The 24,710-nt window shown below is 64.1% G+C and carries 16 protein-coding genes and 1 other annotated feature; of the genes, 5 read left to right on the top strand and 11 right to left on the bottom strand.

The features are described from left to right. Position 1: 1 nt before the first annotated feature. The 9 genes from WBR68_RS24995 to tssA all read right to left on the bottom strand — a co-directional run bounded on the left by WBR68_RS24995 (position 2) and on the right by tssA (position 12,579). Complete coding sequence (locus WBR68_RS24995) at positions 2-2,458, bottom strand: type VI secretion system Vgr family protein (protein ID WP_127186014.1); 2,457 nt, start codon at positions 2,456-2,458, stop codon at positions 2-4. Continuing rightward, on the bottom strand, positions 2,458-5,166 hold the full coding sequence (gene tssH, locus WBR68_RS25000; RefSeq protein ID WP_342490519.1) for a type VI secretion system ATPase TssH: 2,709 nt from the start codon (positions 5,164-5,166) through the stop codon (positions 2,458-2,460). The genes WBR68_RS24995 and tssH overlap by 1 nt, the downstream gene beginning before the upstream one ends. Further along, positions 5,166-6,209 carry a type VI secretion system baseplate subunit TssG gene (tssG, locus tag WBR68_RS25005; protein WP_050445812.1) on the bottom strand — a complete coding sequence of 348 codons (1,044 nt, stop codon included), beginning with the start codon at positions 6,207-6,209 and terminating at the stop codon, positions 5,166-5,168. The genes tssH and tssG overlap by 1 nt, the downstream gene beginning before the upstream one ends. Next, positions 6,173-7,897 (bottom strand): type VI secretion system baseplate subunit TssF, encoded by a 1,725-nt coding sequence (tssF, locus tag WBR68_RS25010; RefSeq protein ID WP_230695554.1) that lies wholly within the window; start codon positions 7,895-7,897, stop codon positions 6,173-6,175. The genes tssG and tssF overlap by 37 nt, the downstream gene beginning before the upstream one ends. A 3-nt stretch (positions 7,898-7,900) precedes the next feature. Then, a complete protein-coding gene (tssE, locus tag WBR68_RS25015) occupies positions 7,901-8,320 on the bottom strand; it encodes a type VI secretion system baseplate subunit TssE (RefSeq protein ID WP_083447292.1) in 420 nt (139 codons plus the stop codon). A 42-nt stretch (positions 8,321-8,362) separates the two neighbouring features. Then, complete coding sequence (locus WBR68_RS25020; RefSeq protein WP_050445814.1) at positions 8,363-8,851, bottom strand: Hcp family type VI secretion system effector; 489 nt, start codon at positions 8,849-8,851, stop codon at positions 8,363-8,365. A 101-nt stretch (positions 8,852-8,952) separates the two neighbouring features. Next, positions 8,953-10,440, bottom strand: a complete 1,488-nt coding sequence (gene tssC / locus WBR68_RS25025) for a type VI secretion system contractile sheath large subunit (RefSeq protein ID WP_050445815.1) — start codon at positions 10,438-10,440, stop codon at positions 8,953-8,955. Positions 10,441-10,443: 3 nt separating this feature from the next. Further along, positions 10,444-10,962 (bottom strand): type VI secretion system contractile sheath small subunit, encoded by a 519-nt coding sequence (gene tssB / locus WBR68_RS25030; protein ID WP_050445816.1) that lies wholly within the window; start codon positions 10,960-10,962, stop codon positions 10,444-10,446. Between the two features lie 24 nt (positions 10,963-10,986). Further along, entirely contained in the window at positions 10,987-12,579 is a 1,593-nt protein-coding gene (gene tssA / locus WBR68_RS25035; RefSeq protein WP_230695598.1) for a type VI secretion system protein TssA, read from the bottom strand. A 360-nt stretch (positions 12,580-12,939) separates the two neighbouring features. Here tssA and WBR68_RS25040 point away from each other — a divergent pair, with 360 nt between their 5' ends. The 4 genes from WBR68_RS25040 to WBR68_RS25055 all read left to right on the top strand — a co-directional run bounded on the left by WBR68_RS25040 (position 12,940) and on the right by WBR68_RS25055 (position 20,658). After that, a complete protein-coding gene (locus tag WBR68_RS25040; protein ID WP_230695555.1) occupies positions 12,940-16,575 on the top strand; it encodes an AAA family ATPase in 3,636 nt (1,211 codons plus the stop codon). A gap of 140 nt (positions 16,576-16,715) precedes the next feature. Beyond that, positions 16,716-16,769, top strand: a sequence feature (sul1 is cis-regulatory element that is thought to sense ions involved in sulfur or methionine metabolism; They are found in Alphaproteobacteria). Positions 16,770-16,855: 86 nt separating this feature from the next. Beyond that, positions 16,856-18,340, top strand: a complete 1,485-nt coding sequence (locus WBR68_RS25045) for a SulP family inorganic anion transporter (protein WP_230695556.1) — start codon at positions 16,856-16,858, stop codon at positions 18,338-18,340. A 203-nt stretch (positions 18,341-18,543) separates the two neighbouring features. Beyond that, the gene (locus WBR68_RS25050) at positions 18,544-19,320 is read left to right on the top strand and encodes an EAL domain-containing protein (RefSeq protein WP_230695557.1); all 777 of its coding nucleotides are present in this window, start codon (positions 18,544-18,546) and stop codon (positions 19,318-19,320) included. Between the two features lie 39 nt (positions 19,321-19,359). Then, positions 19,360-20,658, top strand: coding sequence for a sensor domain-containing diguanylate cyclase (locus WBR68_RS25055; RefSeq protein ID WP_127186009.1), 1,299 nt, complete (start codon positions 19,360-19,362; stop codon positions 20,656-20,658). 175 nt (positions 20,659-20,833) lie between these two features. Here WBR68_RS25055 and WBR68_RS25060 read toward each other — a convergent pair whose 3' ends face one another. Then, positions 20,834-21,289, bottom strand: coding sequence for a fasciclin domain-containing protein (locus WBR68_RS25060; RefSeq protein ID WP_050445822.1), 456 nt, complete (start codon positions 21,287-21,289; stop codon positions 20,834-20,836). 169 nt (positions 21,290-21,458) lie between these two features. On the opposite strand from WBR68_RS25060, the gene WBR68_RS25065 reads away from it, so the two are divergent. Further along, positions 21,459-22,448 carry a MerR family transcriptional regulator gene (locus tag WBR68_RS25065; RefSeq protein WP_230695558.1) on the top strand — a complete coding sequence of 330 codons (990 nt, stop codon included), beginning with the start codon at positions 21,459-21,461 and terminating at the stop codon, positions 22,446-22,448. A 138-nt stretch (positions 22,449-22,586) separates the two neighbouring features. Here the strand turns inward: WBR68_RS25065 and WBR68_RS25070 are convergent, their stop codons facing one another. Further along, positions 22,587-24,659, bottom strand: a complete 2,073-nt coding sequence (locus WBR68_RS25070) for a PhoX family protein (RefSeq protein ID WP_230695559.1) — start codon at positions 24,657-24,659, stop codon at positions 22,587-22,589. Positions 24,660-24,710: the final 51 nt, after the last annotated feature.

Genomic DNA, 24,710 nt, shown 5'->3' on the forward strand with positions numbered 1-24,710 from the left:
GTTATCCGAGCATGACGACGACGCCGTTGATCGTGACGTCTCCGCCTGTTGTCACCGCCACGTCCGCGGTGGCGGTGAGTTCAATCGACGGGCTGGTGATGGACGCGCTGGCGCTGGTCAGGTTGACGGTCGAGATGCCGCCTTCGACCAGCGTTTCCGTCAGGCTGGTCACCGTGGCCTTGGTCCAGCCGTCAAGCGTGGCGATCGAGCTGTTGAGTGTGGCGCCTGCCGGTTCCAGCGACAGCGACGACGCCACCGAGCCCATCCAGGCGTCAGGCGTGAAGAGCTTGTAGGTCTCCAGCGCCGTGGTCTTCATCATGCCGACTTCCTCGGTCTTCTCCGCCAGGATGCCGTTCCATTTTCCGGCGACCCACTTGGTGAAGGCGTTGGCGTAATTGGCGTTGTCGCGCACGATGTTCTTTTCCAGGAGGTTGATCTCCTTGGCGGCCACGCACTCCATGCTCAGCTTCACGCCCAGCGTCGATTCGAAGGTCGCGGCCTCGTTGAATTCCACTTTGCCGCCGAAGAAGTGTCCCAGCGTCAGGGCTTCCACGCTTTCGATCTTCATGCCCATGAAGTTCTCGACCACAATCCCGCCGCTCTGTTCCACCGAAATGCCAGAAGGCATATCCTGCGCTTCCGAACCCAGGAAGTTGGCCTGGGTTTCGTTGGAGTCGGATCCCGCGCACACGCGGTAGTGGCCCGGCACTTCAATCAGCATGCTGCTGCCGGCATACAGTTCGCCGTGCAGCTCGGTCTTCAGATGGAAGCCATCGTTCACGCCTTCCTCGTCCGACTGGCCCAGGTTCATCGAGGAATCCTGCGTGGGGCTGTACAGCCGGATGGCCGGTGCGCCGTCACCGCCCGGCTGAGCGTCGGCCAGCACCATGGTGTTGCCGCCGGGCGTGCCGATCCTGTGGTGCGCCGAGTTCTGGGCGTTGACCACGCTGGGCGCTTCGGTATTGGGCAGCGACGAGACGATGACCGGGCGATCCGGATTGCCGTTCAGGAACGCGATCAGCACTTCCGTGCCTTCACGCAACGGAAAATGCATGCCCGCATCCGACAGGCCTTGCGACGACGCGCCGCCCGCATACGGCGTGGCCATGCGTACGAAGGCGGAATTCTGTTCCCCGTCGTAACGCTGCTTGGTGAACAGGAAACGGATCTTGTACAGGCCGTCGGGGTCCGGCTGCGCAAACCGCCGGGGTTGTCCGGGCGTGGCGATGTCGACAAAACCGTTGACCAGGCGGCTGACCTGCGGCACTGGCGTAATGCGCGGGGCGCGGTACTGCAGCGGGGGCGACGAAGGATCGTCGGCGTCCAGCCAGCGCGGCAGCGCCACGAAGTGCGCCCGGTAGGCGGGGATATCGGTTTGGGGCGACGTTTCTACCGTCTGCGTGCCCTCGTGCCTGACTTCGATTACGTAGTACTGCCGCGCGTCAACGCCGCGCAGGTATTCCGACACCGCCAGCAGCCTTGCCGCACGGACGCCGGGTGTGTGCGCTTCGCCTTCCAGGCGCACGCGCTGGCAGGAAAGCTCCTGCGCGCGCCAGCCGGCAAGCGTCGAGCCCGAGATGGCCGAGGTGCTTTCCAGCTGTTCGAAATGATCGTCCGACTGATGGATCTCGCCCAGTCCCAGGGCCGTGGCGGGCTTGGGCACGCTGGCCTGGCTCGACAGGGTCAGGGTGGTGTTGCCCTGCTCTTGCGAATCGTGCAGCACCACCATGTTCGGCGTCAGGCCGACACGCCGGTTCAATTGCATGATGGCGATCTCACGCACGTCGGGATCGATCATGCCCCGTGGGTAATACACGGCGGTGTCGAGGTCGGCGGGCTGCTGCTCAACGCTGTTGGCAAACACCACCGACTCCTGCTCCGACCCTTGCTCGAACCAGAAATAGACGCCGTAGTATTCCAGCTTGCGCATCAGGAAATCCAGGCAGGTTTCCTCGAACTGGCAGGTGAAATCGGCCTGCGTCTGCGTCAGTTGCGTCGCGGCGATGCGGTAGTCGTAGGCCGTGTCGTCGTTGCTGTAGGGTTCGGTCAGGCCGGCATAGCCGAGCAGTTGCTTGATCAGGTCGGCCAGGTCGCGTTTCAGGTAGATGTCCGACCAGCGCATGGAACGCAGGCGCGCAAGCCGTGGCTCCAGCACCACCTGGTAGTAGTAGTGGGTTTCGTCGCGCCCCTGCTCCGCGCCCTGGGTAATGATGCCGTGCCATTGGCGCAACGTGCCGTCCGGCGCCTTCGCGGTCAGCGTGGCGGGCTGGTCCAGCAGCTTCTCCAGGGCCAGGTTGCCTTGCGCGACCGCGAAGGTGATATCGAAACGATACGGCCGCGACACTGCCTCGGTGCCTTGCCAATGCGTCACGATGACGTTGGCGGCAGGCATCGCCTGGCCGTGCAGCATGGATGTCAGCGCGGCGCAATCGAAGGCATAGTCGTAGGCGTTGGACATTATGCCGAGGCCTCCGTCGGGGTGATCTTCCAGCCGCCGTCCGTGTCGGCTTCGACATGCAGCGCGCTAAGCGAGCGGCCCTCGGCCAGGGCGGACAGGACCGTGTCGGACAGCACCGGCGTCAGGCTCTTGCGCAGGATGAAGTCGATATTGCGCGCGCCGCTGTCGACTTCCGTGCAACGCGCGGCGATGGTGTCGGCCACGGTGGGTTCGAACGTCAGCGCAATCCGGTTGGCGGCGGCAAGCCGCTGCTGCAGCTTGGCCAGCTTCAGCTTGACGATGCCCGCCAGTTCGGACGCCGGCAGCGTGTAGTAGGGCACGACCGTCATGCGGGCCAACAGGGCCGGCTTGAAGTGCCGCGCCAGCACCGGGTGTATGGCGCTTGCCAGCGTGTCGGGATCCGGACGCCCGTCTTGCGTCAGGCGGGTGATTTCCTCGGTGGCCAGGTTGCTGGTCAGGAACACCACCGTGTTGCTGAAGTCGATGATGCGGCCTTCGCCATCGGCCAGCGTGCCCTTGTCGAAGACCTGGTAGAACAGGTTGACGACGTCCAGGTGGGCCTTTTCCACTTCGTCCAGCAGCACCACCGAGTAGGGCCGTTTGCGCACGGCCTCGGTCAGCACGCCGCCTTCGCCGTAGCCCACGTAGCCCGGGGGCGAACCCACCAGCCGGCTGACCGTGTGCTTTTCCTGGAACTCGCTCATGTTGATCGAGACCAGGGCCTGATCGCCGCCGAACAATTGGTCGGCGATGGCCAGCGCGGTTTCGGTTTTACCCACCCCGGACGGGCCGACCAGCAGGAATACGCCCATGGGCTGCTGCGGATCGCGCAGGCCCGATTGCGCGGCCTTCACGGTGGCGGCAATCTGATCCACGGCATGATCCTGCCCGCGTATGCGTTCCTTGATGTGGTCCGCCAGGGCCAGCACGCCGTTGACCGCGTCGCGCTGCATCTTGCCCAGCGGCACGCCGGTCCAGTCGGAAACCACCCGCGCCACGGCGTCGGGGTCGGTCTCGATGAACACCAGGGGCTCTTGGCGTTGCAGCGCTTTCAATTTGGCACGCGCTTCTTCGAGTTGCGTGTTGAGGGAGGCGGCATCCTCGGCATTCACGTCAGCGGCGGCCTGCGGGGCGTCATCGGACGGCAACGCGCTGTCGTTTTGTTGAGCCTTCGCCTCGGCGGCCGCCTCGGCCTCGCCGACCTTGCGGCGCAGGTCTAGGACGGCTTGCGCGGCGTCGCGCTCTTCGGTCCAGCGCGCGTGTAGCGCGTCACGGCTGCTTTCCAGTTCGGCGCGCTCGGCGGTAATGGCTTCCAGGCGCTCGCTATGGCTGCCGGGTTCGTAGCGCACATCGCGCGCCAGCGCCTGGCGTTCGCGTTCCAGGCCCGCCAGGCGGCTTTCCAGGTTCTCGAGTTCGGCCGGCTTGATACCCAAGCCAATGCGCACGCGCGCTGCCGCCGTGTCCAGCAGGTCAACCGCCTTGTCGGGCAACAGGCGGCCGGTGATGTAGCGGTTGGAAAGTTCGGCCGCCGCCACGATGGCGTCGTCGCGCACCGTGACGCCGTGGGCGGCCTCGTAGCGGTCTTTCAGGCCACGCAGGATCTGCACGGCGGTGGGCACGTCCGGCTCATCCAGCTTGACGACCTGGAAGCGGCGCGCCAACGCCGGATCTTTCTCGAAGTACTTTTTGTATTCGCTCCAGGTGGTGGCGGCAATGGTGCGCAACTCGCCGCGCGCCAGCGCCGGCTTGAGCAGGTTGGCGGCGTCGGAGCCACCGGTCTGGCCGCCCGCGCCGATCAGCATGTGGGCTTCGTCGATGAACAGGATGGTGGGGCGCGACGCGCCCTTGATCTCGTCGATGACGCCGCGCAGGCGGTTTTCGAATTCGCCCTTCACGCTGGCGCCGGCTTCCAGCAAGCCCAGGTCCAGGCCCAGCAGGCGCGTATCGCGCAGGAACTCGGGCACGTCGCCATTGATGATGCGCAGCGCCAGGCCTTCCACCACCGCGGTCTTGCCCACGCCAGGCTCGCCCACGCAGATGGGGTTGTTCTTGCGGCGGCGCGCCAGGATGTCGATCATCTGGCGGATTTCGCTGTCGCGCCCGAACACCGGGTCGATCTTGCCGGCGGCGGCTTTGGCCGTGAAGTCTTCGCAGAAGCGGTTGATGGCGGCATCGCCCGCGGCGGCGGGGCGGGCCGAGCCACCCGAGGCCGAGTCCGCGATCTGCGTGCTGGCCTCGTTCGAGCCGTTGACTATCGTGTCGAAGTCGCTGGTCAGCTTGTCGCGCGAGATGGCGCGCAGCGTTTCGGCGTAGCGGGTGGCCGCGCCGTAGTAGCTAAGGCGCGAGACCAGCGCCAGCAGCATGGCGCCGCTGCGCACGCGGCTTTCACCCAGGGTGATCGAGGCGGTCAACCAGGACTCCTGCACCCACTCCGTGAGCAGGCCCGCGAACACCGGACGGCCGGGGTTGCCGTTCTTCAACTGAGCCAGGCTTTCGTCAAGCTGCGCGGTCAGGCGCAAGGGGTCGATATCGAAATGGGCCAGGATGCGATGCACGTCGCCGCCGGGCTCTTCAACCAGCCTGCGCAGCATGTGTTCAATGGCAATTTCGTAATGGTTGCGGGCCAACGTCAAGCCGGCGGCGCCTTCAAGCGCGGCCGAGCAAGTGGGGTTCAGGCGTGCGAACAGGGGTTTCAGTTCCACCAGCATCATTGCAAAGGCCTCTCGGAGATTTGTGTGGATTCGGGTTCAATCGGCAGGAAGATCTGGTCGTAGCGTGGCCACGGCCCCGTGGTGTCACCGGGTTCCTGCTCCGGCAGCCACGTGTTCAGTCCCAACGTGTGCCAGCCTTCGCCCAGGCTTGCGCCGGGCCGCTGGGGGGCTACATTCAACGCCAGCTCGCAGCGCAAAGGCGTTTTCAGATACAGCGCAATGGCGTTCACCAGTTCGGTGTAACGCTCGGTGCCTGGCAGCAGACCCGCCAGGCGTTCGGCCGATACGGGGCCGACATGCACCCGCAGGGCGCCTGCGCGTTCGTCGATGCGGCTGCCCAGCAGGGTGTCTTCCCCCAGCCGGCAGGCCTGTTCGCCCAGCAGGCATTGCGCGGGTTCGGGGATGGACACCGTTTCCGTCACGCAAGGTTCCACTTCCACCGGCAGGTTGTCCAACAGGCCCGACACGAGCGACTGCAGGCCCAACGCCGAGCGGGGGAACTGGTTGAAGTTGCCTGCATGCGGAAGCAGGGCGCGCGCCGCCTGCCAACGCGTCCCGCGTTTGCCACTCAGGCCGACCAGGGCCAGCAACTGATCCAGCCGCGAGGCGTCGCGCCGTTCAGCGACGGCCAGCCACAGGCGGTTCTTTTCCCAGGCGCGGAACAACAGCGGATACAGCGCTGCGTGAATGATGTCGAGAAAGTCCCGCGAGGTGGAGTTGCCTTGCAGGTACTGGTCGATCAGGTCTTCGGTATAGAAGGTGGGCAGCGGCGAGGTGACCCCGTACAGCCCGAAGAAATTGGCGGTGATGCGGTATTTGCCCGCCTCGTCGCGCTCGATGGTTTCGATATCGTGGTCGGGAAAAGACAGGGACACCGCCGGACGCACGCGGACATCGCGGTTGAACACCGCTTCGTCGGGGTTGCGTAAACGCAGCAGGCGCAACGCCTGGAAGAAGGCGTAGCGATGGCCTTCTTCCAGCAGCGGATCGGTGTGCGATACCGCTACAGCAGGCGATAGCGGCCGATCTTGGCGGGCCATGTCAGGGTCTCTCCGTTGACGGTATCCACCAGCGTCAGAGCGCTGAAGGTGTTCAGGGCGATGGTGCCGGCCAGGAATTCGTCCAGCACGGTGCCGAACAGGAACAGGCTGCCCGGCCCGGGGAAATGGTCACCCCGGCATTCGATGCGCACTTCGCTGCCTTGCACGGGCATGCCGCGCACGATGCGCCGTGCCGACTCGACGCTCACGCTGGTAATGGCTTCGATGCTGCGGCGCGCGGCCGCATTGCGCTGCGCGTCCACCTGGCGTGGCGGGACGTAGAGCGACAGCAGATCGCGCAGTTGTCCTTCGCTGGCGAGCGCCAGGTGGTTGGCGTTCAGGTGCGACAGCACGCGCCACAGCAGCGCGCTGTCGATGACGGGCGGGCAATGCGGGGTGACGCCATGGATGTTGCGAAAGCCCACGCGGGGCGGCGAGTTATCCGTGGGTTCGCAAATATCGCCCAGGCGCAGGCCTTCGGGCAGGTCGCCGTGGGTGCAGGTGAGCCGCGTGGAAAGCGTTTGCAGCTGCGGCATGCCGCCTTCGGCATAGGGCAGGCTCAAATAGTGGTCGTAGCCGCGATGCAGGGCGGAAGGCCGGATGCTGATGTTGTACGAGGCCTGGTCGCCGCCGCGAAAAGCGGAGAAGGGATGGTATTCACGCTCGGCGCCGTCGGCGCCGCGCGCGCTGACGGCATCCACGGAAAAAATCCGCTCGGCGGCCTTGCTGGTGCGGGCCACGGGATGGATGCGGTAGTCCGGCTGCAGGTGGTCCATCCGGATCGGGTGAGCGTCCTGGCTGAACAGATTGGCCGCCGGCGTCGCGTTCATGATGAAGCTGGAGGCGCCGACCGCGGGCGCCCAGTCCGGCACCTGGTCGAACATCAGCTGTATCGAAAAGCCGGTTGCGGCGCCGCGCGCGGTCCAGGTGGACAGGCCGGTGAAATCCAGGAACAGCAGCTTCTCGGGCAGGGCGAAGTACTCGTGCAGGACGCGCCAGGCCGGGTGCGCGCCTGGTGGCCACGGCAGCAGTTCAAGATCGGGGCGCAGGCCCGCGGGCTCGATGCTGGACGGCGGCAAGACGGTGATGGGGCCATTCTCGGCGCTGACGCGCACCTCGCGCACATAGCGTTGCAGCAGCAGGAACAGCCGCGCGGCATCGGCGGGGGCGTCGCCCAGGAACATGCGTAGGCGGTCGCCTTTCCAATCGGCCGCGGCGGGGCCCGACATCGTGAATTGCAGGCGCAGCGAGCGCGGCCGCGTGCCGCCGCCTTCCCACTGCACCGACTTCAGTTCGACGGGTTCAAGCGTGACGGGAAACGAGGCGCGAAAAATCGTGCGTTGTCCGTCCACGGGCACCGAGGCGAACTCGGTGCCGGCGGGTATCGTGACAGGCCCTTCCAGCGTCGAACGCGGCTCGTAGCGCATGATGGTCATGCAGGGCAACGGCCGCAGCATGTGGGGGAACAACAATTGCGCAAGGTTCTGGATGAATTCGGGGAAGTCGTCATCCAGACGATGGCGGATCAAGCCGGTCATGAAGGCGACGCCCTCGAGCAGACGCTCGACGTCGGGGTCGCTTGCGCTATCCGCGCCCAGGAGCGGCGCCAGCGCGGGGTTGCTCGCGGCGAATTCAGCCGCAAGCGTGCGCAAATAGCCCAGTTCCTGTTCGTAGTAGCGGTTCAACATGCCTTATTGCCTTCGCAGTGAAACTTTGCCGTTGGACGCCACGTGCGACGCCAGCCGCACGGGAATTTCGCGGTCGTCCACCGCGATGAAACCTGAGATGGCGAAGCCCAGGGAAAGGACTTCGTCCTGCGTATTGGTGAAAGCGATCTGCGGCTGGCGCAGACGCGGTTCGTAACGCTGGATCATGCGGCTGATGTCCTCGATCATCTGCGTGGTCGTGCCGCTGCTGAACGAGCCCGCCAGATTGGTGAAGTCAGGGACGCCGAACGACAGGTCGATCGGCACGCTGCCCTGGCGTGTATTCAGGATGCGGCGCAAATGGTCCAGAATCGAGTCGACAAGAATCTCCGCCCGCGTGATGTGCGAACGTTCAACGTCCGAACCCAGGCTGGCGATGCGTTCAAGCAGGCGGTGTTCTCGCATGGGAATGCTGGCAGGGCGGGCGCGTGCGCCCGCCGCCCGCCATTACGCCTTCGGCGCGAGCCAGGAGTCTTCGGACTCGATACCGTCGGGTTCCCACGTCCAGACGATCTTCTCGTAGGTCAGCTCAACATCTTCCATGTGACCCAGTTGACGATTGTCGGGCTGCAGGCAGTTCGGCACCCACAGGCGCGTACCCACGACCACCGCGTTCGTCAACTGGATGGTGTAGTACTTCTCTTCCGTGCCCTTGGGGCTGATGCGGTAGAACTCCAGCGTGACGTCCTTGAGCTGTTCGCCCGAGCACAGCGCCTGGTAGATCTTCGGCGACGACTTATCGATTTCCTTGACGAAGGTCAGGCCCAGATGCTGGCGCTTGCCCGAGGGCAGGCCGGACTGCGGGTTCTTGGGGATCTCGATCTTGTGTTCGACCGCTTGCACCAGGATCTTTCCCTGGTGCCCGCTGATTTCGCAAGAGCCTTCGATCTTGCCCTGGTTCTGTCCTTCAAGCGTGAGGTAGCACGGCATTGCCATGGTAAATTTCTCCTTGCAGTTGTTGAGTCTGAATGCAATTGCAAACGAAACTGGCGGCGTGCCGGTGGCAGCCGGCACGCCAGTTCCGCTGGATCATCGGCTTAGCTCTTATCGAGTTTGCCCACCAGCGACAGCGTGAAAGACGCACCCATGTACTTGAAATGGGGACGAACCTTCAGGCCCACGCGATACCAGCCGGGATCTCCCTCCACGTCCGATACCGTGATTTCCGCCTGGCGCAGCGGACGGCGGCTACGCACGCCCGGCGCCGGGTTATCCATATCGGCCACGTATTGGCGAATCCAGTTGTTCAGCTCCGATTCCAGGTCGGTTTTTTCCTTCCAGGTACCGATGTTTTCGCGCTGGATCACCTTGATGTAGTGAGCAAGGCGGCTGACGATGAAGATGTAGGGCAGTTGCGTGCCCAGCTTGTAGTTCAGCTCCGCGTCCTTGCCTTCCTTGTTGTTGCCGAAAAACTTGGGCTTCTGCACCGAGTTGGCCGAGAAGAACGCCGCGTTGTCGGTGTTCTTGCGCATGGTCAGCGCGATGAATCCCTGCTCGGCCAATTCGAATTCCCGGCGTTCCGAAATCAGCACTTCGGTCGGAATCTTGCTCTGGGTTTCACCCATGGCCTCGTAGTTGTAGACGGGCAGGTCGCCCACCGTGCCGCCACCCTGGGGGCCGATGATGTTGGCGCACCAGCGGTACTGCGCAAAGCTGTCCGACAGGCGGCTGGCGAAGGTGAACGCCGCGTTGCCCCACAGGAAATCCTTGTTTCCGCCCGACACGTCTTCGTTGTAGCGGAACTTCTTGCTGGGCACGGTATCGTCGCCGTAGGGCACGCGCAGCAGGAAGTTGGGCATGGTCAGGCCCACGAAGCGCGCGTCTTCCGTCTGGCGGAAGGCATTCCACTTGGTGTATTGCGGGCCTTCGAAGACCGCCGAAAGATCCTTCAGGTTCGGCAGGTCGGCAAACGAATCCATGCCGAAGAACTGCGGGCCGGCCGACGCAATGAACGGCGTGTGCGCCATGGCGGCCACGCTGGCGATCGATTGCAGCAGCTTGACGTCCTGGCCACCGGGGCTGAAGGCGTAGTTGCCGATGATGGTGCCGAAAGGCTCGCCGCCGAACTGGCCGTATTCGGCGGTGTAGACCGCCTTGTACAGACCGGAGCGCGTGATGTCGGAGGCATCCTCGAAGTCTTCCAGCAGCGCCTGCTTGGAAACGTTCAGGATTTCGATACGGTTGTTCTCGCGGAAGTCCGTGCGGTCGATCAGGAACTTCAACGAGCGCCACGAGGATTCCAGCTTCTGGAATTGCTCGTTGTGCATGATGGCGTCGACCTGACGACACAGCTTGCGGTCCAGTCCGGCGATCATCTCGTCGATCAGGCCCTGGCTGACCTTTTCCTGCGAGCGGCTGGGCTCAAGCAACTCGGCAACAAAGGCCTCCAGGCCCTGGCGCGTAATCGAATAGGCTTCGTCGCCCGGCTTGACGCGGGTGGATTCGATCAGCTGATCAATCAGCGAACCGCCTTCCTGTGCCGCGCCTTGCGCGCCTTCTTGCTGTTGCGGGGATTCCTGGCTCATCACTTACTCCTTGGCCTTGCCCGACTCAGCGTCGGATTCCTGTACGCCCAGTTCGCCCAGCAGCCGCTCGCGGGCGCCTTCGTCCTGGATCAATGCCTGCAATTTCTTGCGGAATTCGGGCAGATTGCCCAGCGGACCCTTCAACGCCTTCAGGGCTTCGCGCAGTTCGATCAACTGGCGCAGTTCGGGCACCTGGCCCACCAGCGCATCGGGCTCGAAGTCGCGCAGGTTCTCGAACTTGAGCGACACGGGAATCGCCTCGTCGGATTCACCTTCGGCAAGCCGGTTCGGCACCGACAGCGTCAGGTTCAGGCCCTGCGCCTTGAGCACGTCGTTGAAGTTGTCCTTGTCTACCTGGATGGGCTTGCGCTCGTCCAGCGGGGTTTCGGTTTCCTGCAAGGTGAAGTCGCCCAGCACCAATTGCTTGAGCGGCAGTTCGACTTGTTCCTGTGCGTCGCCGGTGGCCGGCTTGTAGACAATATTGACGCGTTCCTTGGGGGCTACTGATCCTTCATTGGCCATGGTTCTCTCCTAGGTTCCGGTGGGTCAGGCGGCGGCGGTTGACTGCGAAAGTTGCCAGGCGGCCCGGCAATCCAGGCTGGCCAGTTTGGCCAGCAAGGGATGCGAGGGCCCGGCGTCTTCCGCGCCGTATCGCAGTTCGACGGCCGCCGCCAGGGCAAGGGCTTCCCGGGCAAGCTCCGGTTCCCATTGCTGCAGTCGGTGGGCGTCGAGTTCATCAATCAGGGGGGCCATCAAGGCGCGAATATCCGCGCGGCCGTCAAAACGGTGCAGCAGCGAGCACTGGGCCAGCCGCAGGCGAAAGCGTTTGCGCAGCCCTTCCGTGCGCCGCGCCGCGTCCTGCAGGCGGTCCAGGGCGTCGTCCAGGCGTCCAGCGGCCGCATCGGCCTCGGCCGCCGTGGAGATCGATTGCAGGTCGTCGGCATCGTCGTGGCCGGCAGACGCGCCTTCGCCGCCGCGGGTAAAGCTCTCCAGCCAGGCAAGCGTCTGGGCATCGGCGAAAGGCTGGCCGTCGTTGAATTTCATGCTGGCCAGTTGGGGCAGGCGGGCGATCAGGCGGCCGGTCTCGAAGCCGACGCAGGCCGCGGCATCGGCGGCGCCCAAACGGGTCAGCGCGGCATGGCTTGCGCGGTTCAGGTCCAGCCAGTAGCGATGCGTGGTCAGGTGCGACTCCGCAAACTGCACGACGGCCTGCGGTTCGCCTGTCTGCGCGATCTGCTCGAAGCTGCTCACGATCTGCAAGGGCGGCGGCATCAGCAAGGTGACGCCGCCTTGCACGGGGGGCGCCTGTTCCAGCGTGGCCCAGGCGCAGACGCGATTCAGGCGGAACAACAAGGGCAGCGTGGGCTGTGTCTGCAGATACCAGTCGACCAGCGGGCGCAGGCCTGTCAGCGCCGCGTCGGCGGCAGCCCCCGGGTCGGCGCCCGCGGCAGGAGGCGTCGCGATGCTGGCGGGCGGCGGCGCAACCGATCGGTTGGTCGCGGGCTGGGCGGGCGCGATGGCGGGCGCGTTCGCGGGAACGACCCCGGGGGTCTCCTGCGGCGCGGCGTCAATGGCGGGTGCGGGTTGCGGGGGCGCTTCGACGGGTAAATTCCGCAGCGCGGAACGCAGGCCATAGAAGGCGGGGGCTTCGTCATCGTGGCGCTGCCATTCGCTGTCGAGCGCTTCCCAATCCTCGAGCATGGCCGCGTGCGCGGCGGCCGGCATGGCGGCGTAGCTGTCGCGTCCCGCCTGCAGGCGTTCATTCAAGTGATCCAGCAGCCACTGGATTTGATTGCGCCGGCCGCGCATGCGCGTGGCGGGGGGCGACATATCGTCCCAGTAGGTCGTGACCAGGTCGCGCAAGACACGGATGCCGTTGCCCAGGCCCGTCAGGCCTGACGTCTCGAGCAGGCCGGCGGCCAGCCAGGCGCCCACGGCCAGATCCTTGCCTTCCTGCTGAAGGATGCCGTTGGCCAACGCCACCACCGATGTCCAGTCCACGGCCGTGCTTGCGTGGATGTCGGTGAGTTGGTCGATGTGTGCTTTCAATGCCGCGAAAGCCTCGCCGTCGCGCGGGCTGACGCCGGCGGGATGGTCGGCCTGGATGGGGTGTTGCCCCACGTCACGGTCAAAAAGCACAGCAGACAAAATGTATCACCTAGGTATTGAAAAGATACGAATCGGCGTTCCTGCTTTGGGTGCCAGGCCCCTATGCGGCCCTCGCGGCGTAACTGTTGTAACGTTCGCTTGGGAAATGATGCTATCTACGCCGCGTTGAGAAACCGTTGAAGCAATTGCTCTTAACTTTGTTACAGTGCGACGGCCATTCAACGTTTATTAAACGTTTGCAAAGTAAAACGGCGCGGTGATACCTTCCGCTAGAAATCACACATAACAGCCAGACACAACAACGGTCACGGGGAAAAGTAAGAATGCTCATCAGTACAAGGCGCTTAGGGCGAATTCTCTAGGCGCGGCCGCTTGGTCTATCAGGGTCCCATGCATCCCAGTCTGCTGAGGCCCGTGCAACTACGTCTGCTGGGCGAATTCGATGTCGCCGTGGGGGACGTTAGCGGCGCGCGCGCCATTACCTACAACAAACCGAAGCTATTGCTCGCATTGCTTGCGCTTGCGCAGGGCAAGCCGTACTCGCGCGCGGATCTGGCCGACATGCTGTGGCCGGACGAAGAGGGCAATGGGCGGGCCAACCTTCGGCACGCTTTGTTCGTGCTGCGGCGCCTGTTCGAAAATGTGCCGGACGTGTGGTCGGGCACGAACAGCACCTTGGCGCTCAATCCCAAGGTCATCATGGTGGACGTGCTGGCCGTGACCGGCAGTGCGGGCTACGAGACGCTTGGCCTGGAAGAGCGCTTGTCCTATGACCGAGGCCGGCTGCTGGAATATTCCGACCTGCCCGAAAGCGCTGCCTTCAGCAGTTGGCACACCAGTTGGCAATCGCGTATCGAGCGCGAGATCTCGGAATGCCGCAAGGCCCTGTTGACCCGCCTGGGCCAGCAGGGCAGGCAAGCCGAGGCGCTGGAGCATGCCAAGCTGTGGGTGCAGACGCATCCGGAAGATGAAGGCGCGCATCGCCAACTGATACGCCTGCTGCTGGACAGCGGCAATCGCGATGCCGCAATGCTGGCCTTCCAGGACTGCGTGAGCCTGATGCGCGATCGCTTCGACACCCAGCCCTCGGACGAAACCCGCGCGCTCATGGAAAACATCGTGCCGCCCGCCGAACTGGGCGGACCGGTGCTGTCCGAGCAAAGGCAGTACCGTCCGCTGGCGGTGCTGGCGGTGACCGTATCCGCCGACGACCCAACCCTGCAGCCCGAGCAAACGCTGCAAGGCATGCAGATGGCGCGCCGGCACTTGCAGGACCTGGCGCGCAAAGAGGGCGGGCAGGTGCTGCTTGGCCTGGCCAGCAACATGGCGATTGTTTTCGGCCATCCGGTGCTGACCGAGCGGCCCGCGCACGCCGCTGCCCGGCTGGCATGCGCCATCCGCGAGCTGGTGTTGCCGCCGGGCATGCGTGTCGGCATGGGCCTGCACGCCGATATCGCGCTGGTGCACGCGGACGAGCGGCCGGATGGCGGCGCGCTCGTCACCCAAGAGGCCATGCGGCTGAGCTACCTTGCCGAGGCCGGCGAGATACTGATCGGTTCGGCGGTGCGTGAACGCTTGATGGATCAGTTCGCCGTGCGCAGCGAAAAGCGGCATGGGCGCCAACTGTGCCTGCTTGAGGCGCAGCTTGAGGCCGCGGCGGTGCATCGCATGTTCGGCCGGGTGCGTGAATTCGACAGCCTGGTGCGCATGTGGGCGCGCCTGCCCATGGCGCAGCCGCCGACGGCCATGATGGTGCGTGGCGAACCTGGCATTGGCAAATCGCTGCTTGCCGGCGTGACGGCGGAGTACGTGCGCCGCACAGGCGGTGAAGTGTGTCTGCTTGCCTGTTACGAAGGCCATAGCGAAACGCCTTTTCATCCCGTGCGCGAGCACCTGCTGCAACGCCTGTCGCTGGAATGGGGCTCGGCTGATGGTGCCGATCCGGGGGCGGCCGACCTGCCGTCGCGCTCGGTCGACATTCTTTGCAAGCGCGCGGGGCTGGATCCCAGCCTGCGATCGGCGCTCAAGCGGGTGCTGTTTCCCGAAAATTGTCGCGGCGATGCCGATACCCCCGTGCCCGGCCACACCTCGCATGGCGCGCTGGTCGACGCGCTGGCCGCTATCCTGGCGTATCACGAAAAGGATGACGGGCCGCGCCTGCTGATCTGGGAAGACCTGCATTGGGCGGATCGCTCCAGCCTGTCTCTGATCGAAGCATTGATGCGCCGGACCGTGCGGGGCCCGATGATGCTGCTGACCACGGCGCGTGAGGAATTCGTGCGCACCTGGGAAGCACACGATCTGCGCCTCAGCCATCTGGATCGCCAGGCCATGGGGGAACTGGTTGCCCACCGTTCGCGCGGGCAGCGCCTGGCGCCCGCGCTGCGGGCCAAGATCGTCGACGGCGCCGAGGGCGTTCCCTTGTACGCGGAAGAAATGGTGCGCCAGGTTGCGCTGGGCACCGATATTGGGGTGACTCCGGTCATTGCTGACCTGGTTGCATCGCGACTGTCCGCGCTGGGTACCGTGGCACGCCACCTGATCCAGTTCGCCGCCGTGGCTGGCCGGCTGGACGATGCCTTGCTCACCCGCGCGGCCATGGACGTTGGTTTGAACCGGCGCGACATTCCGGGCCTGCTGGTTGAATTGCATCGGCGCGGTCTGATCGATGACGGCATTCCGGCCAACTTCCGCCATGAACTGATCCGCACCGCCATCTACCGATCGCTGAGCCCGCAAGAACGCCAGCGCCAACACGAGCAGGTTGCGCAGTACCTGATGAGCCTGGATCCGCGCGCCAATGCATCGGAGCCCGCGCACATCGCCTTGCACCTTGATCATGCGCGGCACGCTGACGCTTCGCATTGGTGGTGCCTGGCCATGCGGGATGCCCTGGCGCAGTCGGCGCTGGGCGAAGCGCAATCCTTGAGCGAGCGCGCGTTGGCAGCGTTGCCGTTCATCGCGGACGCGGACCTGCGCCGCAAGGCCGAATTGGACTGCCAGCTTCTGCGGGGAACCCTGTTCACCGCGATGCGGGGCGGCGGCGCGCATGAAACCTCGCAGGCCTATGCCCGCACCGCCAAATTGCGCGACAGCGAAGATAGTCCGCATATCCAGTTTCGCCAGCTGTGGGGCGACTGGCTGGTGACGCTGTGCACGCGTCCCCATGCAGAAAGCCTGCAATTCGCCGACCGTATCCACCGCCATGCCGAGCAGACGGGCGATGGTCTGCACCTGGGCTGGGCGCAATACACCTACGGCGACAGCCGTCTGTGGATGGGCGACGCCGCCAATGCCGAGCGTTGGCTGCGTTCATCCATTCTTACGTTAAGCGGCCAGGCGGACCACAGCCTCAGGTTCGCCTGCTGCGGCGCGGATGGCGCCAGCCTGGCGCGGGCCATGCTGGGTCTGGCCTTGACGCTGCAGGGGCGCGACGAAGAAGGGCAGGCCAGCGCGCGGGCCGCGCTGGAAAGCGCCGATACCCTGGACCACCTGGGCAGTCGCGTGCTTTGCCTCAGCGTGGTGGCCCGGCTGCAATGGCTGCGGGGCGACGAGGATGCCACGCGCGAGGCGGCGACCCGGCTGTCTTCCCTGGCGGGACAAGCGGACTTTTCCATCTGGAAGGAACTGGGCCTGGCCTGGATGGGGTGGGTGAATGCCCGCAACGGCGACAGGTCGGCAATGGCCGACATTGAGCGCGCGGTGCGGGCGTGCGGCAAGGATTTGCCGGTCATGCAATCCACGATGGAGCTGATGCTGGCGCAAGCGCACCTGGCCTGGAACCAGGTGGACGCGGCCACGGCGGCCATCGAACGGGCTGGCAAGCTGATGGAGAAGTTCGGCACCGAGTCCCTGCGCGGCGAGTACCTGCGCTTGCTGGGAGACACCTGGGAAAAGCGGGGGGATGGCGCGCGCGCCGTGGCCTGCTGGCGGCAAGCCTTGACGGAAAGCCGACGGCTGGGCCTGTCCTTGTCGGCCAGGAAGGCGGAAGCCCGAATCTGGGACGGCGCACCACAGGCGGCCTAGCGGGCCGCCTTTTTTTGGTTCATCGCGCCCCATGGGGCGGGGGCGGGCGCGTGCTCCGGAAATGAACCTGCCTGGCAATCCGTGTAAAATCCGGCCTCGCGGCATCTGCAATGGATGCGCATCGCTTCAATAGCGATACTAGTGGACTCGGCTTCGCCGGGTGGCTCGGCCGGGCGCCTATCCCTCGGACAACTCCAAGCGAATAACGGCTCGCTCCGGGACCAACTCCAAATCACCCTCGGTGTGAGGCATCGCTTGCTAACGTCAGGTTAGCCAAACAATGTCTTTTCTTTCCTCTTTTCGTCGCGAATGGATGGCCAATCCTCGCAACGACATTCTTGCGGGCATCGTCGTCGCCCTTGCGCTGATCCCTGAAGCCATCGGCTTTTCCATCATCGCCGGCGTGGACCCCAGGCTGGGACTTTACGCCTCGTTCTCCATTGCCGTGATCATCTCGTTGGTCGGCGGCCGGCCCGGCATGATCTCGGCGGCCACGGCCGCCATTGCCGTGCTGGTGGTGCCCTTGGTCAAGCAGCATGGTGTTGAATACCTGTTCGCCGCCACCATCCTGATGGGCGTCTTCCAGGTCATCGCCGGCTTTCTTCGGCTGGATCTGCTGATGCAATACGTGTCGCGCTCAGTCGTCACCGGCTTCGTGAATGCGCTGGCGATCCTGATTTTCATCGCCCAACTGCCGCAGTTGATCAACGTCACCTGGATCACCTACGTGATGGTGGCGGGTGGCCTGGCGATCATCTATCTGTTTCCTCGCCTGACCCGGGCCGTGCCGTCACCCTTGATCGCGATCATCGTGCTGACGATCATCTCGATTTATTGGGGCCTGCCCGTCAACACGGTGGGTGATATGGGCAAGCTGCCTTCGTCCCTGCCCTCGTTCCTGATTCCGAACGTGCCCTTCACCTTCGAGACCTTGCAGATCATTCTTCCGTATTCGCTGACCATGGCGGCGGTGGGCCTGCTGGAATCAATGATGACCGCGCAGATCGTGGATGACCTGACCGACACGCCCAGCGATAAGCGGCGCGAATGCAAGGGCCAGGGCATCGCGAATTTCGTGACGGGTTTCTTCGGTGGCATGGGCGGTTGCGCCATGATCGGCCAATCCGTCATCAACGTGAAGTCCGGCGGTTCGACCCGGCTGTCCACTTTCGTTGCCGGTTCCTTCCTGCTGTTCCTGATCGTCGTGCTGGGGCCCTTGGTGGCCAGGATTCCGATGCCGGCATTGGTGGCGGTCATGATCATGGTGTCCATCGGCACGTTCAGTTGGGGGTCTATCCGCAACCTGCGTACGCACCCCTGGCAGTCGTCGGTGGTGATGGTGGCGACCGTTGTGGTGGTGGTCTGGACGCACGATCTTGCCCGGGGCGTGTTGGTCGGTGTGTTGCTCAGCGGTGTGTTCTTCGCTGGCAAGGTCAGGCGGCTCTTCGCGGTGACTTCGGCCTTGTCGGAGGATGGGCGCACGCGCACCTATTACTACGCGGGCCAGGTGTTTTTTGCATCCACCGAACGCTTTGCCGAAGCCATCGATTTCAAAGAGGTCGTGGATTACGTCGTGCTGGATGTGTCCGCCGCGCACTTCTGGGACATCTCCGCCGTTGGCGCCTTGGACAAGGTCGTGATCAAGCTGCGTCGCGCAGGCAAGACCGTGGATGTCGTCGGGCTGAACGCCGCCAGCGCCACCATGATTGGCCGATTCGCGATTCACGAAAAAGCGGGCGCCGACGCCAAGTCGTTGGGGCACTAAGGCGCGCAAACCCGAGCACGGGATTGGTCTCGAAGCCCCAGGATGAAGGTCATGACGATCGCGGCACCCCAGGCCATGCCGCGCGGGGCCATTCGCGCATCTGTTAAAGTCGCTACAGCTTAGACTCGGCGGCAGCCGCGCGGCATGCGGTCCAGGGCTCAGGCGCCTGTCTGCCCATCAAATTTTCCTTCCCGCTTGCGAACATGATTCCAATCCACGGCTCCGCCAAGCCAGCCGTATCAGACGGCACGTGTCACGGTTGCAAATCTGGTGATACCACCTCGATTGAAATGGCGTTTGCGTTTCAGCCGATCGTCGATCTGACATCCGGCGAGGCCTATGCCTACGAAGCGCTGGTGCGCGGGCCACACGGTGAACCGGCAGCATCCGTGTTGTCGCAAGTGGACGATGCCAACCGCTATCATTTTGATCAGCGTTGCCGCACGACGGCGATTGAGCTGGCTGCCCAGATGGGGATGGACCGCTTCCTGTCCATCAACTTCATGCCGAACGCCGTCTATCAGCCCGCCGCGTGCATACGCACGACCTTTGAGGCCGCAGAGCAGTACGGCTTTCCGGTGAATCGGATCATTTTCGAAACCATAGAGGGTGAGAGCATCACCGACCGTGATCATCTGTTGAAGATCTTCCAGGCCTACAAGTCGTACGGCTTTCAGACTGCAATCGATGACTTTGGTGCGGGCTACTCGGGTTTGACGCTTCTGGCGGACTTTCAGCCCGACCTCATCAAGCTCGACATGGCGCTCGTGCGAGGTGTTGACGCTGATACCGCGCGGCAGCGCATCATCGCCGGCGTACACGCGATCTGTACAGACTTGGGAATTCGCGTCATTGCCGAAGGGGTCGAAACCACGGGCGAGCGCGACTTTCTCGCGTCGCAGGGCATCGCCCTCATGCAAGGCTATTTGTTCGCGAAGCCTGCATTCAAGGCAATGCCGTCGATATCCAATGCAAGCTGATCACCGCCGCGGCCACCCCGGTGGGGTAGCGGAAAACGCATGAGCACGCCGCAACAGAGAATATTTGAAGCGGCATTCATGCAGACGTGGAACGCACTGGTCATCACCGATGCGGACCTCTCTGTGGGATGTCGAGTTCAGTTCGCCAATCCAGCGTTCGTTGCCATGACTGGCTATTCCCTGGACGAGTTGCGCGGGCGATCTCTCAGCATTCTTCAAGGGCCGGCCACAGACCCGAACGTCATCGAGGACCTGCGCTGCTGTTTGAAAGAAGGGCGATGTTTTGAGGGTGTTGCGACAAACTATCGCAAGGACGGTTCCGATTACATCGTCCGCTGGAATATTTCGCCACTTCACGACGCAAGCGGGGTGGTCACGTCTTTTGTCTCGGTGCAGGAGGATATTTCCGAATTGGTGCGCGTAGAGCGTACCAACCGTCTGCTGGCACGCGCCCTCGATGCAACAAGCGATCTGGTCATGCTGACGGACGCCCGGGCACGGATCATCTTCGTGAACGCGGCGTTTGAAAATGCCACGGGTTATCCACTGACTGAAATCAAATACAAAACGGCGGCAATACTCAAATCCGGCAAGCACGATGACGCTTTCTATGCGGCCATGTACCGCGCTCTTTCACGCGGGCAGGATTTCCGCGCCACGTTCGTCAATCGCAGACGTGACGGGTCGCTCTTTCACGTTGAGCAGACCATCTCGACCATATTCGATGATCATGGGCGGGCGACCCACCATATCGGTGTCAGCAAAGACGTGTCGCGACAAGTGAAACGGGAACAGGCGCTATGGCGCGCCGCCACGAAGGACAAGCTCACGGGTCTTTACAACCGTCATCACGGAGAAAAAGCGCTGCGCGACGCGTTCTTGAGAGCCCAGGCGGACGGTGATCCACTTAGCTTGATCATTGCGGATATCGACCACTTCAAGCGGATTAACGACGACTTTGGGCACCTAGCCGGGGATCGCGTTCTTGTCGATATCGCCGGAATCCTGCAGCGAGCGGTGCGCGGCCAGGACGCGGTGATTCGGTGGGGAGGTGAAGAATTCGTCATTGTGCTCGCGGATTGCGGGCTTGGTGACGCGACCCACCTCGCCGAGCGTATCCGCAACAGCGTGCATGCGCATGACGACGCGGAAATTGGTTCGCTTACCTTATCGCTTGGCGTTGCACAGTTTGCGCCGGGTGAGACGCCCGATGCGCTCATCGCGCGGGCAGACGCCGCGCTTTACGAGGCCAAGCGAAATGGGCGAAACCAGCTATCGATTTCGCATGAAGTGCAAACGGCGCCGGCCGACCGCACTGGATTGCCCCAGGTTTCCTAGGCGGCCCTCTCCTCAAGAAATCGTGGCGTTTGAGCCGTGCCGTGGACGTCAGGTCCGCGTCCGATAATGACGTGCCCCCGGAATATCCGTACAGGTCAAAACTAGAGGTATGGTTGCTTCTCGGCGCCCCGATTGCGGCGAGATGGCTGCGGGGGTGACCCGCAGCTGTCCCGGATTACATCGGCATCAGAACCGTGTCGATGACGTGGATGACGCCGTTGTCGGCGGCAATATCCGTCTTGACCACGTTGGCGTCATTCACCTTCACCTTGCCGTCGGCGACGGTCACGGTGATGGGGCTGCCCTCAACGGTCTTGACCGTGCCCGCCTTGACGTCCTTGGCCATGACCTTGCCTGGCACCACGTGATACGTCAGCACCTTGGTCAGCGCGGCCTTGTCCTTCAGCAGTGCGTCCAGCTTGTCCTTCGGCACCTTGGCAAACGCGGCGTCAGTGGGGGCAAAGACAGTGTAGGGACCCGGTCCCTTCAGCGTGTCGGTCAGGCCGGCGGCCTGTACCGCGGTGGTCAACGTCTTGAAATCGCCCGCCGATTTGGCTGTGTCCACGATGTCGGCGGCATTGGCCCAGCCGCAAGCCAGGGCTATCGTCGTTCCAATCAGAAATCGCTTCATGGTGTGCTCCAGAGGTGAGGGGTTGGCGCCCGCGTCATGGCGGGCTCTCAACATTGCGTCGCAACTTGGAAAACGCGATGCGTGAGGGTAGAGTAGGCGGCATCTTTCACTTCGTCCATACTTTGAACCTATAAAATCCACTCTTTATCGGTTCATAAGCGGGTCAAAAATGTCATCCATTGCCCATATCGACCTCGACGACGCCGGATCAAGCGCCACCTACCGCACGGGGGTTGCCGCCAAGCTGGCAGGTCTGCCTGTTGAAACCCTGCGCGTCTGGGAACGGCGCTACCAGTTGTCCTCGCCGGCACGCTCGCCGCGCGGTCAGCGGCTGTACTCGGCTGAGCAAGTCCGACGCCTCAGCCTGTTGAAACAGCTTGTGGATCAGGGGCATGCCATCGGCACCCTTGCGATGCTGCCGCTGGAGCAGTTGCAAACCATGCTGGGTGCGCAGCCCAGCATGGCCGGGCCGCCCTTGCGTGCCGTGGCGCTCGGCCCGACCCTTGCCCCTCGCCTCTTGGCCGGGGGCACGGGTCACGGTGGGTCCACGGGCCAGGATGGGTTCACGGGCTTTATGGCAGGGCCCGACGTGCATGTGATCGGCGCCCGCGCACACCTGGAAGACGCCGGCTCGCTGCCGCGTCATGCCGACGTGCTCATCATTGAAATCTCGGAGCTGGATGCCGATGCGCTTGCACCCATCCAGCGCGCGCGCGACGCGACCGAGACCGGCGCCGTGGTCGTGCTCTACCGTTTTTGCGCCAGCAGCACCATACGCACCCTGCGCGCGCAAGGCTGCCTGGTGGCGCGCGTTCCGGCTCAACTGACGGAGCTCGCGCCGCTGTGCCGCTCGGCGGTCGCCGGGACGAACCTTGCCGCGCTTGCCCCCGCTGCGGCCATCACGTTCAACGAAGAGGCCCTGGCCAAGATCATGGCCCTGCGCAACCCCATCGCGTGTGAGTGCCCCAGACATCTTGCCGAGCTGCTCATGATGGTGGGCAGCTTCGAGCGTTACAGCGCCCAGTGCGCCTCACGCAATGACGCCGACGCGCAATTGCATCTGGCGCTGGAGCAAGCCGCGGGCCAGGCGCGCGGCATTCTGGAAAACGCCATGGGCCGTCTGCTGCAATCGGAAGGGATGTGGCCGCTGGCCGGTTGAGCACCTGCACGGGCATGGACATGCAGCGTGAGGCGCATGTCCTCAAAATGCATTCGGGCTGACCAGGCAACATTGCCCGGTCAGCCCGTCGGTTTGCACGGCAACAGCGCCGTCCCGTGAAGGACGGCGCCTTGTCAATCACACCCCGATCTGTCCGCCGTCGGTGCGTTGGATCACCACCGTCGATGCGCGCGGGCGCACGGTGCCGCTGGGGGCAATCGTCGCATCATCCGTGCCGTAGGCCGGCCAGTTGGCCGGATGCTGGACGTTCAGGAAGATGGTGGTGTAGTCCGGCGTGAACGCGAAGCCGGTGATTTCGGCTTCGTTGGGGCCGACGAAGAAGCGGCGCAGTTCGGACTGGTTGGACGCGTTGATGGCCGGGCCCGTGCCGGTGCTGTCGGCAAGCGCGCCCGGGATGACGGCCAGCATCTGGTCGTTGGTGGCGCGCGCCACGTCGTTGTTGCGGCCGCCGTCGATGCCGTTGTCGGTCTGAATCCACAGGATGCCGCGGCTGTCGAAGGCAATGCCATCGGGGCTGGCCAGTTGGTTCAGCGCGGTCAGGCCCGAACGGTTGGTGTCGGCGTCGGCGCCGGCATCCGAACCGAACACGAAAATATCCCACTCGAACTTGGTCGAGTCGGCTTCATCGTGCCAGCGGATGATGTGGCCGTTGACGTTGTTCAGGCGCGGGTTGGGCGGGTTGGTGCCGGTGCCGGCGTTGCGGCTGGTGTTGTTCGTCAGCGTCAGGTAGATGTCGCCGTTGGTGGGGTGCGTGGCGGTCCACTCCGGGCGGTCCATCGGGGTGGCGCCCACGAAGTCGGCCGCGCCGCGGGTGTTGATGAGGATGGCGTCCAGGCTGCCGAATTCGTCGGCCAGCGTGAGGCCGCCGGTGCCCACGGTGGTGCCCACCAAGGGCAGCCATTCGCCCGTGCCGTCGGCGTCGAAGCGGGCCACGTACAGCGTGCCCTTGTCCAGATACTTGGCGCCCACGGCCAGGCGGTCGGTGCGCTCGGCGTCCTTCGGATCCCACACCGCTTCGGACACGAAGCGGTAGATGTATTCAAAGCGCGAATCGTCGCCGCTGTAGAAGGCCAGCGGCTTGCCGGCTTCGGGCTTGCTGTAGGCGCAGCCTTCGTGCGCGAAGCGGCCCATGGCGGTGCGCTTGGTGGCGATGCTGGCGGGGTCGTAGGGGTCGATCTCAACCAGGTAGCCGAAGCCGTTGACCTCGTTGCGCCAATCCTGCGTGGCGTCGAGACCCGTTTCCGTGACGTTGAAACGCGCGAATTCGCCCAGCACTTCGGTGGGGTCGCCCGCGGCGGTTTCCCACTGGTAGCGGGCGGCCGGGCCGGCGGATACGCCAACGCGAACCTGGTGCGCGGGGCGCACGCCGGTGTTCACGAAGCAGGCCGCCCAGTTTTCTTCGGCGGTGATGTAGGTGCCCCACGGCGTGTAGCCGTTGCCGCAGTTGTTGTTGGTGCCGCGCACTTGCATGCCGTTGGGCGAGAACGGCGTCTTGACCCAATCCGTGCCGCCGATGGGGCCGGCCAGCTTCATCGCGGTGGCCGACGTGAAGCGGCGGTTGTAGCGCGAGTTGTTGACGATGTTCCAGCGGCCGTTTTCACGGCGCACATGCACAATGGCCACGCCGTGCGCGTTGATTTCCTTGCGCACTTCTTCCGCGGGGCGCTTGCCGGCAACCGTGGTCGGGCCGGCGGGATGCAGGGCGGCCTGGTCGATGTATTCGTGGTTGACCGCGAGCAGACCTTCGGTGGAGCTGCCTTCGATGGGGAAGAAGTGCATGCCGTCGTGATGCATGCCCATGGAGTTGAGCAGATCGTTGGACGTGTTGTTGCCGTTCTGGTCCCAGGGCTGCGCGTTGTCGTTCAGCGGCGTGCCCCAGGGCGCGAACACATGGGCGACATAGCCTGGCGGCACGACGCAAGCATCCGTCATCGACGTGGACAGCGAGTCGAAACCGAGCTTGAGCGGCGGGACTTCAGGCGTCGGGGTCGGTGCACCGCCGGCGTTGTCGTCATCATCATCGTCGCTGCTGTTACAGCCGGCCAGGCCAAGGCTGGTCATCGTCGCGAAGGCGGCGGCAAGACCACCGCGCATCACCATGCGGCGCGACAGGTTCTTTTGCAGGATCTCGCTGAAAGGGGTGCTCTGGCTGGGGTTGCGGACGATCTTGTCAGAGATGGATTTGCTCATGTTGATTCCTGGCGATGGGGGCTGTGCCTGAATGGGACGAGCAATACTAGA

The sequence above is a fragment of the Achromobacter sp. JD-1 genome (genome assembly GCF_038594925.1).
In the GTDB taxonomy this organism is placed as follows: Bacteria; Pseudomonadota; Gammaproteobacteria; order Burkholderiales; family Burkholderiaceae_B; genus Achromobacter; species Achromobacter spanius_C.